This window comes from Vibrio sp. 10N.286.51.B11 (genome assembly GCF_041469245.1).
GTDB classification, from domain to species: domain Bacteria; phylum Pseudomonadota; class Gammaproteobacteria; order Enterobacterales; family Vibrionaceae; genus Vibrio; species Vibrio crassostreae_C.
In genome coordinates this window covers 46,963-59,934 of sequence record NZ_JBFRKI010000002.1, presented here as the reverse complement: position 1 = coordinate 59,934, position 12,972 = coordinate 46,963, and the positions used below count along the sequence as shown (strand labels likewise).

Below are 12,972 nucleotides of genomic sequence, written 5' to 3'. Positions count from 1 at the left end.
TCGCGCTGACCGCTACGAACGAAATAGTCGTGTATATTGTGTTTCGTGCAGTGAACTCGCTAATGCCATCGAAGGCGAAAAGCTACCTATCATCCAATCCTCTATCGTGCGTGCTTTCTCAATCACCTCGGGAAAGGTGTTAGTGATATTAATCAATGCCAATTGCCCATCGGTTTGGCCTAAAGGCACCAGCTTTACGCCTGCAGTAACGATATTTTCAAGCCAACTCCATAAGTAACCCTGCTTGAGACTTTCTAAATCAATACCCCAATGCTGGGCCGCCATACACATGCCCAACAATTGGTTTGGATGACTATCAACAGAATCCACCAGCGAAATATCGATATCCAAGCGCTTCAACAAGGTGTTCAATGCATGCCCACGCTGCTTTTCTTCCGCTCGCAATTCACTGGTTTCACGGCTTGAGTATAAGTAGTTACACCAATGCTCAATCTCATCGATTTCACCCTTTTCTAGCGCGTGATAAAGACGCTCTAAGATAGGTAATTCCAAAGTTGCGACACTGGAACTGACGATGGTATTAAGCCACTGTTCCATGCTGTTGCGATCGGTCACCCACCCCGCTTCAACCGCTAACTCTAAGCCTTGCGAATAAGTGAACCCACCAATCGGCAACGATGGACTGATCAATTGAAACAGACGATAGACGGCTACATTTTCTGTTGTGGTCATAATCGTGCCCTCAGTCTTCCAGAATCAAATAAGTTCGAGAGCCTACGCGCCTAACAGCAATAGTGCGCTTGCTGAAGCCACGCCGACTGACAACCATTTAGAGTAAACCGCGCGACCAACAAAAGTACCGATAACCATCAGAGCCAAAGCACTGATACTCATGCCTGTTGCGAACTGAGTCAGGTTGCTCGCGGCTTCAACGCCGTGTGCGTAACCATGGAAAAACAACATAGCAATCGAAGCAACTAATACGCTGTTTACACGCTTGGTTGATGGTGAGAATACATGCCATAAACATAAGCTGACGACAAACAGAGAAGCGATAATGGCAGGCTCAACAATCACAGAGAAACCTAGGGCTTGGCCTGCGATAAGCCCTACCACTAAAGACACCAATCCACCGCCAATCAGAGCTGCTTTTGTCTTGGTGGAAAATGACAATGCGCCAATTAATAAACCGAAAGCGATCAGCATGATCAGATGATCCATGCCAGTCACAGGGTGAGTTAAGCCAGACATAAACGAGTGAGACTCATGAACCGAATGCGCCCCATGTCCTGGGTGAGCGAAAGCCATCGTTGATGTTGTTAGAGAAGCTATTGTGAAAGTGCATAAGCCTACAGCTGTTTTAAAGTTCATCGCGAGTTCCTTGCTTTATACCAATCGTAGTAAATAATTGCTCACCCTAGCTTGCTAAAATGCTCGATAACTGCGTTATAATTTTTGATTGTAGAATAACTACTTATCGAAAAATTATGCCTTGTTCTCAAGCCTTTTTTCTGCGCTATTGTTGATCACTTACTTACTGTGATTGGTATTATTGTTATTAATATCGTTGTTATATAAATCGTTTAGTGAGTCATCAATGACTCGATTAATGATGGTGATGATGTCCACCAGAGCGACCGCCATAAGCACCGCCTTCTGGTTCAAACGGTTGTTTCTCAGTGGTCACTTTCGCGCCTAAGCCTTCAACCATTTCATCTAAAACATGGTCGTGTTGATAACGAACCCAACCCGCTTCCACTTGCAGCGGAACATGACGGTTACCAAGGTGATACGCCACTCGCGTTAGCAAGTGTGGGTCTTCACAATAAACAGTCGAAACAGTTTCCGGTGCCGCTTTCACTTCTACGACTAAACCACATTCACTTGAGAGTTGTTCGCCGCCACGCAAGATATGACCTCGTGGTAGAAACAGCCCTGCATTGCGCCCGTCATCTAGCATCACCTTAAGGCGGCTTTTGATGCGACTATCGATCGGCAGGCTCAAATAGCCGTCCGGTGCATTTTGTATTTGAGTATTCAGTTGAGTCAGTTCAATCATGCTATTACCTCAATCTCCTTGTGAGATTTATAACGTTCAAAATAGGGTCACTAAAATAAGATTCTTTAGTCAAAGGCTTAGAATAGAAAGTACCGCTGTGCCATTGGCAGCTCTTCAGCAGGCTCACACGTTAGTAATTCACCATCGGCGCGTACTTGGTACGTCTGAGAATCCACTTCAATCTTCGGCATCCAATCATTGAGCTTCATGTCGGCTTTGCTGATATTTCGGCAGTTGTTCACAACACCGATCAAGCTCTGCAGACCCAATTGCTTGTCGATGTTCTGCGCCTTGGCTTCTTTAGAGACAAACAACATTGATGTGTTCTGACACGCCTTGCCGTAGCTACCAAACATAGAGCGGTAGTGGACTGGCTGAGGTGTTGGGATTGAAGCATTTGGGTCACCCATCGGCGCCATGGCGATCATGCCGCCTTTCAAAATCACGCTTGGTTTCACGCCAAAGAAGGCTGGCTTCCATAGAACTAGGTCAGCTAATTTCCCGGCTTCGATCGAACCGATTTCATGAGACATACCATGAGTGATCGCTGGGTTGATGGTGTACTTAGCGACATAACGTCTTAAACGGAAGTTATCGCTGTAGTCTGAATCTTCTTTTAGGCTACCACGCTGTACTTTCATCTTGTGCGCGGTTTGCCAAGTACGTGTTACTACCTCGCCTACTCGTCCCATAGCTTGAGAATCCGAGGCGATCATCGAGAACGCACCTAAATCATGAAGAATGTCTTCTGCGGCAATGGTTTCACGGCGGATACGAGATTCAGCAAACGCGACATCTTCTGCAATTGATGGTGAAAGGTGATGACACACCATCAACATGTCTAAATGCTCATCGACCGTATTGACCGTGTAAGGTCGTGTTGGGTTAGTCGAAGAAGGCAGAACGTTGGGTTCACCTGCCGCACGGATAATGTCGGGAGCATGACCACCGCCCGCACCTTCAGTATGGTAGGTATGAATCACGCGGTCGCCAATTGCGCCAAGTGTCGATTCAACAAAACCAGACTCATTCAAGGTATCGGTATGAATCGCAACTTGTACGTCCATCTCGTCAGCAACACTTAAACAAGTATCGATGGAAGCGGGTGTGGTTCCCCAATCTTCGTGCAACTTCAAACCCACTGCGCCTGCAGCTACTTGTTCGCGTAGAGCCTCTGGCTGACTGGCATTGCCTTTGCCTAACAAGCCAAAGTTCATCGGGAATTGATCGAGTGACTCTAGCATGCGGTGCATGTTCCACGGACCCGGTGTACATGTCGTCGCGTTAGTCCCTGTGTTTGGCCCCGTGCCACCGCCTATCATGGTCGTCACACCCGACGCCAAAGCTTCTTCAATCTGTTGCGGACAGATAAAGTGGATGTGAGAGTCGATGCCACCCGCAGTGAGAATCGAACCTTCGCCTGCTAAAATTTCCGTGCCCGGGCCAATCACAATATCAACGCCCGGTTGAACATCTGGGTTGCCCGCTTTGCCCAATGCCTGAACTCGACCATCTTTGACTGCGACATCGGCTTTTACGATGCCCCAGTAATCCAACACAATCGCGTTAGTGATCACCAAATCTGGAGTTTCGGCACTTGGACGTTGGCTTTGCCCTTGTCCATCACGGATAACTTTGCCGCCGCCGAATTTCACTTCGTCGCCGTATACGGTGTAATCTTTTTCAACTTCTAGCCATAAATCAGTGTCAGCAAGACGCACTCGGTCACCGACTGTTGGCCCAAACATTTCGGCATAAGCCTGTCTGGATATCGTCGCCATGTTCAATCCTTTGTTATTTTCATTATTCCGTGGGAGCGCTTAGAGCTTGCCCATCACCTTTCCTTGGAAGCCATAGATCTCTAACTTACCGGCGTAACGCACTAACTCGACGCTACGCGACTGACCCGGCTCAAAGCGGGTTGCAGTACCCGCAGGAATATTGAGTCGAAAGCCTTTAGTGACTTCTCGGTTAAAGATCAGCGAAGGGTTTGCTTCATAGAAGTGGTAATGAGAGCCAATTTGGACAGGACGATCGCCAATGTTTTGCACCTTAACGGACGTTGTGTCTCGGCCTTCATTGAGAGTGATGTCACCCGGTGCGGTTTCTACTTTTCCGGGAACGAATCCTGAGTATTGTTTTGTGGAACCAGCCATATTACTTCTCCCTACACGATAGGTTCATGAACGGTCACCAGCTTGGTGCCATCAGGAAAAGTGGCTTCGACTTGTACATCAGGGATCATGGAAGGGATCCCCTCCATAACGTCATCGACAGTAAGAAGTGTGCGTCCAAAATCCATTAATTCTGAAACGGTTTTACCCTCGCGGGCACCTTCGAGAATGGCACTGCTGATCAGTGCGATAGATTCTGGGTAGTTGAGCTTTAAGCCTTTTTGTTTGCGCTGCTGTGCCAGCATTCCTGCGCAGAAGATAAGTAGCTTATCTTTTTCTCTTGGTGTTAATTCCATTTAGCCGCCCGCTGTTAGTGTTGTTTTCTTATTGCTCAAAAACGCATGAGCAGTAAGTGGGATTCAATCACAGCAAGCTTGAAAAAATGTACCTAGGGTCGGAAGTCACCCTAGGTACAAAAAGGGCTAATCGCTAAGTCGCCCAAATCCTTGGTAAATCAGGAGTCGTACCACATAAATGAGAGCGAGTTGCTTGCCAAATCTGACCAAAGGCTTGGAGGATATCTTCACTCCAATTACCCAAGGCTCGCACCACAATCAATCCTTCTATCTGAGTAGCACCCAATATTAATGTGGGTTCACTCGACGTTTTTGATGTAACTGATTGCTGTGAAGCTTGCTGTGTAATAGATATGAGCAAGCTCTGTACCAACTCTAGATCTTGCTTCTCATTTGAGGTGATATAAAAGGTTCCCATCATTGAATAATCAAGTAACCCCATATTTATCATTAACTTATCGCCACCATGGAAATTAAAGCCTTCAGTCAGAAGCCTTTGATTATCAAGATAGATTTCTGTTTTCCCAACGAGATGACCATGCTCGAATCCCTCATTCTGTGCAGGGCGTCCAAAACAGTGCATCTCCCAACCCCAAAACTGTGCACCCTTTTCTAGGCGAATTTCAGTATCTAAACGAACGTGTGCATTGGGGAAAAAGATGTTCTCTTGCGGCATCCATTCCAAGCGTGCATCTTTCTTCACTCGTAGGGTCTGCTTCTGCTTGGCGTACTTGTTGTTTGAGCGATAAAACTTGGTCGCACCGGGTGTGGTAATCAACGCGTGAGCACCGTGCTCAAGATTCACGTTAATATTGAGAGTGTCACCACCTACCACTCCGCCGGGGGGATGGAGTAAGTAGGTGTAACACGTTTCCCCATCAGGATACAGGGGGCGTTGCACCGCAAGCGGACCAGACTGCTGACGATTCTTTAATACGGTTTTATCACCTCGATCGACAAAGGTGAGGTTTAAACTCGCTTGCCAACCATCACGAATATCTTGTTCGATGGTCTCATTCAAAGATAAAGCTTCTACTAAAGAAGCCTTGCTTACTTCATTCGGAGAAAAGAGAGAATTCATACGGTTAGGTACTCCTTTATCAAGGACTCATCGAGCCCTGTCATTTCACCTTCTGCCACTTGGCGTCCACGGTCGATAATGCAAAAACGGTCACCGACCTTTCTTGCAAACGGCAGCTTCTGTTCAACCAACAGAACCGTGAGCCCCATTTTCTCGTTGAGCATGCGAATGATGTCGCCAATCTCTTGCACAATATTGGGTTGAATACCCTCCGTCGGCTCATCCAAGATCAATAGCTTTGGATTAACCACCAGCGCACGCCCAATCGCTAGCTGTTGCTGCTGGCCACCCGATAAATCACCACCGCGACGATGTAGCATCTCTTTTAACACTGGGAAAATATCGAAGATGAATTCAGGGATCTTGCGGTCACCCTTTTTACGAATCGGTAAACCGACCTCTAGATTTTCTTGAACAGTGAGCATTGGGAAGATCTGGCGACCTTGCGGTACATAGCCGATCCCTTGGAGTGGACGGTCCTCGGCATCGGTTTTCAAAAGTGACTCACCCGATAAGGAGATGTCACCGCTTTCAACCTTCACCAACCCCATAATGCATTGCAGTAAGGTGGTTTTACCGACACCATTTCGCCCCATTAGCACCGTGCATTTACCTTCTGGGATCTGCATATCCAAATCCCACAGCGTGTGGCTCTCACCGTAATATTGATTAACTGATTTAACCTCTAGCATCCTATTCTCCGAGATAAACTTGTTTAACTTCAGGGTGAGCCTGCACTTGATCCATGGTGCCTTCAGCCAACACATGACCTTGATGAAGCACGGTGACATGGCTGGCGATAGAACGAACGAAATCCATATCGTGTTCAACGACCACAACCGAGTGCTTACCTGCCAGTGAGTTAAGTAACTCAGAGGTGCGATCCATTTCTTGGTGAGTCATACCTGCCACGGGTTCATCCACCAGCAACAGCTTAGGGTTTTGCATCAATAGCATGCCGATCTCTAACCACTGCTTTTGTCCGTGAGACAGGTTACCTGCCAAATTCGCCGCTTCGTCTTTTAAATGAATCAGCTCAAGTACCGAGGTCAATTTGTCTTTCTGTTCACCAGACATCACAGCGGTGAACGTCGCCCACACTGAGCGGTCACCGGCCATGGCTAATTCAAGGTTCTGCCACACAGTTAAACACTCAATCACGGTCGGTTTTTGGAATTTACGCCCAACGCCTGCATTGGCGATTTCGGCTTCGTTCATCTTCAATAAGTTGATGTTCGAACCCAACCACACCTCGCCGGTGTCTGGCTTAGTTTTACCTGTGATAATGTCCATCATGGTGGTTTTACCTGCGCCATTAGGACCTATGATACAGCGTAGCTCTCCCTCTTTGATGTAGAGGTTGAGGTCGTTTATCGCTTGGAAACCATCGAAGCTTTTGTTGACGCCTTCGACATACAACAGCACGTTATGTCGAGTATCGATGGCAGGATGAATATCGGGTTTGAGGTAATCAAAGACTTCGTCTCGACGAGTGAACGCCTGAACCGATTCCTTTACGCTATTAAATGTGGTCATGCGATCACCTCCTTGGCCTTGTGCTGATCATCCTTACCTTTATCTTGGTTTTTCCCATTTGATGCCTTGCGCAGCTGCTGCCACTTTTCACTGACAAAGCCAATCACACCTTGTGGGAAGTACATGGTTGAGAGTACGAATAGTCCACCCAGAGCAAACAGCCACACCTCCGGGAACTCAACCGTAAACCAACTCTTGGCGTAGTTGATGATCAATGCACCGACAATGGCACCAAACAGAGTGGCACGACCGCCTAAGGCTACCCAAACCACAATCTCAATCGAGTTAAGAGGAGCAAATTCTCCCGGATTGATAATACCCACTTGAGGGACATATAAAGCCCCGGCAATACCGGCGATAACCGCAGAAAGAACGAAGACCCACAGCTTGATGCCATCGACGTCATAGCCCATAAAGCGAGTGCGTGACTCTGTATCACGAATCGCCAGTGCCACACTACCTAATCGACTGGTCACCACCATGCGACAAGCTATGTAGCTGAGAATAAGCGCAATACCAGTCGCGACAAACAGACCTATCTTGACCGCATCACTCTGTAAGCTCAGGCCGATGATGTCTTTGAAATCCGTCAGCCCGTTGTTACCACCAAAGCCCATCTCGTTGCGGAAAAATGCCAGCATCAATGCGTAAGTTAACGCCTGAGTCATGATAGAAAGGTAAACCCCTGACACGCGAGAGCGAAAAGCCAGATAACCAAACAAGTAAGCCAACGCGCCCGGCACCAACACCACCATCAAGCAGGCGAACCAGAACTGATCAAAGCCCTGCCAAAACCACGGCAGCGCAGACCAATCAAGGAACACCATGAAATCTGGTAAGACTGGATCACCATAAACCCCACGGTCACCAATCTGACGCATCAAGTACATGCCCATCGCATAACCACCAAGCGCAAAGAAAGCACCGTGACCAAGACTCAAGATTCCGAGATAGCCCCACACTAGATCGAGCGCCAACGCCAACATTGCGTAGCTCAAGTATTTGCCCATCAGTGAGATAGTGAAAGTCTCGACATGGAGCGGGTGCCCACTTGGTAACATGGTGTTAGCCAGTGGGATAAGAATGACGGCCGCAAGAATGGCAAGGATGGTCAGTTGGCCACCTTTGTCACCACGCATCGCCGAAAGTACAAATGATTTTGACTGCATGATGTTGTCCTTAACCTTCAGCCGCACGACCACGTTGCGGGAAGAGTCCGCGTGGGCGTTTTTGAATAAATAGAATGATGAAAACCAGTACCAGAATCTTAGCGAGAACCGCACCAGCCCATGGTTCTAAAATTTTATTGAACAGACCAAGGCTTAAGCCTGCGACTAGCGTGCCCCATAGGTTGCCAACACCGCCGAATACCACCACCATGAATGAGTCGATGATGTACGCCTGCCCCATATTTGGACCGACGTTAGTCAGTTGAGAAAGTGCCACACCCGCGACACCCGCAACGCCAGAGCCTAAACCGAAGGTCATCGCATCAACTCGCTCAGAACGAATACCCATCGCACGAGCCATGCCACGGTTTTGAGAAACCGCACGAACCTGCAAGCCTAGTGGTGTCTTTTTCAGAACCATTAATAAGCCCATAAACACCAAACCACAGAACAAGATGATATAAAGTCGGTTGTAAGTCAGGGACAACATTGGGTTCAATTGAAGTGCGCCAGACATCCATTCAGGTGTGCTCACTGAGCGGTTCAAAGGAGAGAAAATCGAGCGAACAGCCTGCTGCAAGATTAAGCTAATACCAAAGGTCGCGAGTAAGGTTTCCAATGGGCGACCATAAAGATGACGAATCACACTGCGCTCAATCGCAATGCCCACTAAGCCAGAAACAATGAATGCCGCTGGAATGGAAAGTATCAGCGCTAGGCCAATATGATTCGGCATCAACAACTGCAATACATAGGTGGTGTAAGCGCCAATCATGATCAGCTCGCCATGAGCCATGTTGATAACGCCCATCACACCAAAGGTAATCGCTAAGCCAATGCCTGCCAGTACCAATACCGAGCCTAAGCTCAAACCGAAGAATACGGTTTCTACACCCGAATAGAGTGCTTGGCTTTGTTGATAGCTATCCATCGCACGTTCTGCTGCAGCGGTAATGCTTGGATCTTGCTCAGTGTTTAACAGTTGATTCAGTGTTTTCAGAACCACCGAGTGTTTGAAGTAACCAACTCGTTCAATTGAAGCCACACGATCTTCAATGGTGGCACTGTTATTAAGAGAAGTGGCAATCGCTAACGACAAATCCATTAGCTCAGCTACTTTGCCATCTGATTCATTGGCTCTGAGTTCAGTTAGTCGTTCGATAATGTCAGCGTCTTTGGTTCCTAACAAATCCAAAACCGCCTTATAACGCACATCAGGGTTGCCGCTGTTCAGTCCAATCGAGGCTATTTCCCCGCGTAATATCCCGCGAAGTTTGTTATTCACACGAACCTTTTTAAACTGTCTCGCATTCTCGATATTAAGCGTTGAATCATCCCATACTGACTGAGCTGACGTCGCTGTTTTGATACTTTGAATGAGGTAGAGCTGTTTGTACTGCTCGCTCTGTTTCTCATTGAAGTAGTAAAGGTTTCCGTTTAACCAGCCATCTAAAATAGCTTTCGACACGTCTCCCGTTTGCGTCTCAATCACCCAATCGATAGCTAATTCTTTATCCGATGTTTTCTTACCAACTAGCGCCTTGGTAAAGCTAGCTTCATCCGTTATTCCAGCAAAAGCCAACTGAGCACTGACTGCCATGAGCAACAGCACTTTAAATACGTTTAATACGTTTTTCATCCCTGCTTCCTTAACCAACCAAGTTAGATATTGTTATTTTTACTTGGAGGATGTGTGGATAGTGGTTGTTACCTGAAACGATGAGCCTTCCGTTCGCTTCGCCCGTTAAACAGACGCGTTCTTCCCAAACCGGAAGGCTCAATATTCCTGAATTGACGATCTAGTTACCGCCAGAACACTTCTTCGTTTCGACGTTAAACGCACCACATGAGAATGGCTTCGACCAGCTAGAGAACAGTTTTGCCGATTCAGGTAAGTAACTCGACCAAGCATCACCCGCCACTAGTCCAGTGGTTTCCCAAACGATATCGAATTGACCATCGTCTTGGATTTCACCGATCAGGACTGGTTTAGTAATGTGGTGGTTTGGCAGCATGGTAGAGTAGCCGCCAGAAAGGTTAGGTACAGACACGCCAATCAAGGCATCTTGCACAGATTCAGGATCGGTTGTGCCCGCATTAGTGACCGCTTGAGCCCACATATTGAAGCCAACATAGTGCGCTTCCATTGGGTCATTGGTGACACGCTTTTCACTCTTGATGAACGACTGCCACGTTTCAACGAACTCTTCATTAGCTTCAGTATCAACACTCATGAAGTAGTTCCATGCCGCTAGATGACCAACCAATGGTTCTGTGTCCATGCCTGACAGTTCTTCTTCACCAACAGAGAATGCAATAACTGGGATGTCTTCAGATGAAATGCCTTGAGCGCCTAGCTCTTTATAGAAAGGTACGTTCGCATCGCCGTTTACAGTAGAAACCACAGCGGTTTTCTTGCCAGCTTCACCGAACTTTTTGATGTCTGAAACGATAGATTGCCAATCAGAGTGACCAAATGGCGTGTAGTTGATCATTATGTCTTCTTCTGCGACACCTTTATCTTTTAGGTAGGCTTCTAAGATCTTATTGGTTGTACGTGGATAAACGTAATCGGTACCTGCAAGTACCCAGCGCTCGACTTCAAGCTCTTCCATCAAGTAATCCACTGCTGGGATCGCTTGTTGGTTTGGCGCGGCACCGGTGTAGAAAACGTTTTTAGAAGACTCTTCACCTTCATACTGTACTGGGTAGAAAAGGATGCTGTTGAGTTCTTCAAAGACAGGTAGCATGGATTTACGTGATACCGACGTCCAACCACCGAACACCACATCCACTTTCTCTTTTTCGATAAGCTCACGCGCTTTCTCAGCAAATAGCGGCCAGTTTGACGCAGGGTCAACCACGACAGGCTCTAGCTTCTTACCAAGCAAACCGCCCTTTTTGTTCTGCTCTTCGATGAGCATTAGCACGGTATCTTTTAGCGTTGTCTCACTGATCGCCATGGTGCCAGAGAGTGAGTGTAGAACACCGACCTTGATGGTCTCATCAGCAGCAAACACTGTTGCAGAAGAAAATGAAAGTGTTGTACACAGTGCAGCTAGCGATAAATTGAACACCTTGTTCATGATATTACTCCATAATTGTATTTTTGTTATTCAATTACAGAGTTACAAGAAGAGTGCCAAACTTATAAACCAATGAAATTATTTATAAGTAATTGTATTAATAGAATTTAAAAGAAACTCACACCAATAAAGTGCATAGCAATCATGTAACTATGTTTCATACTGGTGCAGTGACGGTGGGAATGAACCAAGATGACACATTCCTGTTCTTCAGATACAAAAAAGACCCAACACTTTAGTATTGAGTCTCTGGTATAACATCACCGATGGTCGTTCAAACCATGTAGTTTAAGGCTATTCCGCAGGTTGAAATTCGAATTTTACTCTCGACTTTGATTTCAACTCGTTGCAATCACCGTTGCAAAAATAGCTCGCCGCACCACAGGCTTGAAGCTTCTCAAGTTGGCTGCTGCACTCAGGGCAAAACCCAACTTTAGTAAAGTGAGCCTGACAACTTTCACAATGATACTTGCCATCCCAAGCTAGCTCAGACTGGCACTTAGGGCAGATATTTTCACTCATTAGCATTTCCTAATTCACTACTATTTTTACAATCTACTACCGCTGAGACTTCGCTTGCTTGATTTGGTACATGTTCTTATCAGCTTGTGCGATCAACTGGTCTAATCCTTGAGGATCTTTCTCACAAGACAACCCAACACTCACTGAGAACTGCACATCATTGATATAAAGCGCTTGTTGCAGTGCTTTCTCTAAGCTGTGGTAGAAGCTAACAACGCTTTCTTGATCATCAAAGCAAGAGAACACCACAAACTCATCGCCACCATAACGGCCTATCTTGGCACATGCTGTGGTTGCCTCATCAAGAACTTCGGCAACCGCCAACAGCACATCGTCACCGAAACTGTGGCCATAGGTATCGTTGATCGATTTGAACTTATCGACATCAACAAACAAACACGCCATCACCTTTTCAGAAAAGCATCGCTTGGCCAACACTTTCTCCGCTTCATTAAACAATGCGCGACGATTCAAGCAATGGGTTAAAGAATCTCGATTAGCGAAAAAGTTTAGCTGGTTCTCCAGCTCAAACTTCTCTAGTGCTACCGAATACAGGGAAGCCAGTAGCTCTAAGATCTCGAGCTCAAATTCATGTGGTTCAGAGATGTACTGGCTATAAATAGCGAAGGTACCCAACACATTACCGCGCGACGAGATAATGGGGACCGACCAACAGGCATGTAAATTCGCTTGATTAGTGAGGGCTAAAAAAGGTGCCCAGTTTGGGTGTGCATTTATGTTGGAGACCATCACTGCTTTCTTAAGCGCAGCTGCCTCGCCACAAGAGCCTATCCCCGCACCAATTCCTATCCCTTCAATCTGTTGATTGTAAAAATCAGGCAGGTTTGGGGCATACTCAAGGTGTAACGTTTTAGACTCTGAGTTGAGCAGTAAAATTGAAGCCATGCGCTGCTCGGTAAGCTGAATAATCTTGTGATTTAAATCTTTGCGATCCATCCCAAGCGCAAGCTTCCGCAGCAAACTATTGACGGCTCGATGACCTTCTAATAAAAATTGTTGTTCCATTCACTAAGGCTTTCAATTGTGTAATCGGGTACAGCTTGTTCTTATGCAAGCTTGTTATTGGT

14 protein-coding genes are annotated in these 12,972 nt (G+C 46.7%); all 14 read right to left on the bottom strand.

The window, feature by feature from the left end; genetic code table 11:
* Window positions 1-12 precede the first annotated feature (12 nt).
* Window positions 13-693: an urease accessory protein UreF gene (locus tag AB4154_RS00580; RefSeq protein ID WP_065584651.1), complete on the bottom strand. Its 681-nt coding sequence runs from the start codon at window positions 691-693 to the stop codon at window positions 13-15.
* A gap of 42 nt (window positions 694-735) precedes the next feature.
* On the bottom strand, window positions 736-1,332 hold the full coding sequence (locus tag AB4154_RS00575; RefSeq protein ID WP_054542214.1) for a HupE/UreJ family protein: 597 nt from the start codon (window positions 1,330-1,332) through the stop codon (window positions 736-738).
* 235 nt (window positions 1,333-1,567) lie between these two features.
* Window positions 1,568-2,020 carry an urease accessory protein UreE gene (gene ureE, locus AB4154_RS00570; RefSeq protein WP_048614367.1) on the bottom strand — a complete coding sequence of 151 codons (453 nt, stop codon included), beginning with the start codon at window positions 2,018-2,020 and terminating at the stop codon, window positions 1,568-1,570.
* 77 nt (window positions 2,021-2,097) lie between these two features.
* Window positions 2,098-3,801, bottom strand: coding sequence for an urease subunit alpha (gene ureC, locus AB4154_RS00565; protein ID WP_372121936.1), 1,704 nt, complete (start codon window positions 3,799-3,801; stop codon window positions 2,098-2,100).
* Between the two features lie 39 nt (window positions 3,802-3,840).
* Complete coding sequence (locus AB4154_RS00560; RefSeq protein WP_017062503.1) at window positions 3,841-4,176, bottom strand: urease subunit beta; 336 nt, start codon at window positions 4,174-4,176, stop codon at window positions 3,841-3,843.
* Between the two features lie 11 nt (window positions 4,177-4,187).
* Window positions 4,188-4,490, bottom strand: a complete 303-nt coding sequence (gene ureA, locus AB4154_RS00555; protein ID WP_004735119.1) for an urease subunit gamma — start codon at window positions 4,488-4,490, stop codon at window positions 4,188-4,190.
* A 133-nt stretch (window positions 4,491-4,623) separates the two neighbouring features.
* Window positions 4,624-5,571 carry an urease accessory protein UreD gene (locus AB4154_RS00550; RefSeq protein WP_372121935.1) on the bottom strand — a complete coding sequence of 316 codons (948 nt, stop codon included), beginning with the start codon at window positions 5,569-5,571 and terminating at the stop codon, window positions 4,624-4,626.
* Window positions 5,568-6,263 carry an urea ABC transporter ATP-binding subunit UrtE gene (urtE, locus tag AB4154_RS00545; protein ID WP_372121933.1) on the bottom strand — a complete coding sequence of 232 codons (696 nt, stop codon included), beginning with the start codon at window positions 6,261-6,263 and terminating at the stop codon, window positions 5,568-5,570. Before urtE ends, AB4154_RS00550 begins: the two co-directional genes overlap by 4 nt.
* Window position 6,264: 1 nt before the next feature.
* Complete coding sequence (urtD, locus tag AB4154_RS00540; RefSeq protein ID WP_017062506.1) at window positions 6,265-7,107, bottom strand: urea ABC transporter ATP-binding protein UrtD; 843 nt, start codon at window positions 7,105-7,107, stop codon at window positions 6,265-6,267.
* Complete coding sequence (gene urtC / locus AB4154_RS00535; protein ID WP_372121931.1) at window positions 7,104-8,276, bottom strand: urea ABC transporter permease subunit UrtC; 1,173 nt, start codon at window positions 8,274-8,276, stop codon at window positions 7,104-7,106. The genes urtD and urtC overlap by 4 nt, the downstream gene beginning before the upstream one ends.
* Window positions 8,277-8,286: 10 nt before the next feature.
* Entirely contained in the window at window positions 8,287-9,915 is a 1,629-nt protein-coding gene (gene urtB, locus AB4154_RS00530; RefSeq protein WP_372121929.1) for an urea ABC transporter permease subunit UrtB, read from the bottom strand.
* Window positions 9,916-10,075: 160 nt separating this feature from the next.
* Window positions 10,076-11,362: an urea ABC transporter substrate-binding protein gene (gene urtA / locus AB4154_RS00525; RefSeq protein ID WP_004735113.1), complete on the bottom strand. Its 1,287-nt coding sequence runs from the start codon at window positions 11,360-11,362 to the stop codon at window positions 10,076-10,078.
* A 294-nt stretch (window positions 11,363-11,656) separates the two neighbouring features.
* Window positions 11,657-11,884: a zinc ribbon domain-containing protein gene (locus AB4154_RS00520; RefSeq protein WP_017056199.1), complete on the bottom strand. Its 228-nt coding sequence runs from the start codon at window positions 11,882-11,884 to the stop codon at window positions 11,657-11,659.
* 36 nt (window positions 11,885-11,920) lie between these two features.
* Window positions 11,921-12,910, bottom strand: a complete 990-nt coding sequence (locus AB4154_RS00515) for a sensor domain-containing diguanylate cyclase (RefSeq protein WP_372121927.1) — start codon at window positions 12,908-12,910, stop codon at window positions 11,921-11,923.
* Window positions 12,911-12,972 lie beyond the last annotated feature (62 nt).

Coding starts and splice junctions, on each gene's coding strand:
- AB4154_RS00580 (WP_065584651.1), bottom strand. CDS start 693: ATGACCACAACAGAAAATGTAGCCGTCTATCGTCTGTTTCAATTGATC.
- AB4154_RS00575 (WP_054542214.1), bottom strand. CDS start 1,332: ATGAACTTTAAAACAGCTGTAGGCTTATGCACTTTCACAATAGCTTCT.
- ureE (WP_048614367.1), bottom strand. CDS start 2,020: ATGATTGAACTGACTCAACTGAATACTCAAATACAAAATGCACCGGAC.
- ureC (WP_372121936.1), bottom strand. CDS start 3,801: ATGGCGACGATATCCAGACAGGCTTATGCCGAAATGTTTGGGCCAACA.
- AB4154_RS00560 (WP_017062503.1), bottom strand. CDS start 4,176: ATGGCTGGTTCCACAAAACAATACTCAGGATTCGTTCCCGGAAAAGTA.
- ureA (WP_004735119.1), bottom strand. CDS start 4,490: ATGGAATTAACACCAAGAGAAAAAGATAAGCTACTTATCTTCTGCGCA.
- AB4154_RS00550 (WP_372121935.1), bottom strand. CDS start 5,571: ATGAATTCTCTCTTTTCTCCGAATGAAGTAAGCAAGGCTTCTTTAGTA.
- urtE (WP_372121933.1), bottom strand. CDS start 6,263: ATGCTAGAGGTTAAATCAGTTAATCAATATTACGGTGAGAGCCACACG.
- urtD (WP_017062506.1), bottom strand. CDS start 7,107: ATGACCACATTTAATAGCGTAAAGGAATCGGTTCAGGCGTTCACTCGT.
- urtC (WP_372121931.1), bottom strand. CDS start 8,276: ATGCAGTCAAAATCATTTGTACTTTCGGCGATGCGTGGTGACAAAGGT.
- urtB (WP_372121929.1), bottom strand. CDS start 9,915: ATGAAAAACGTATTAAACGTATTTAAAGTGCTGTTGCTCATGGCAGTC.
- urtA (WP_004735113.1), bottom strand. CDS start 11,362: ATGAACAAGGTGTTCAATTTATCGCTAGCTGCACTGTGTACAACACTT.
- AB4154_RS00520 (WP_017056199.1), bottom strand. CDS start 11,884: ATGAGTGAAAATATCTGCCCTAAGTGCCAGTCTGAGCTAGCTTGGGAT.
- AB4154_RS00515 (WP_372121927.1), bottom strand. CDS start 12,910: ATGGAACAACAATTTTTATTAGAAGGTCATCGAGCCGTCAATAGTTTG.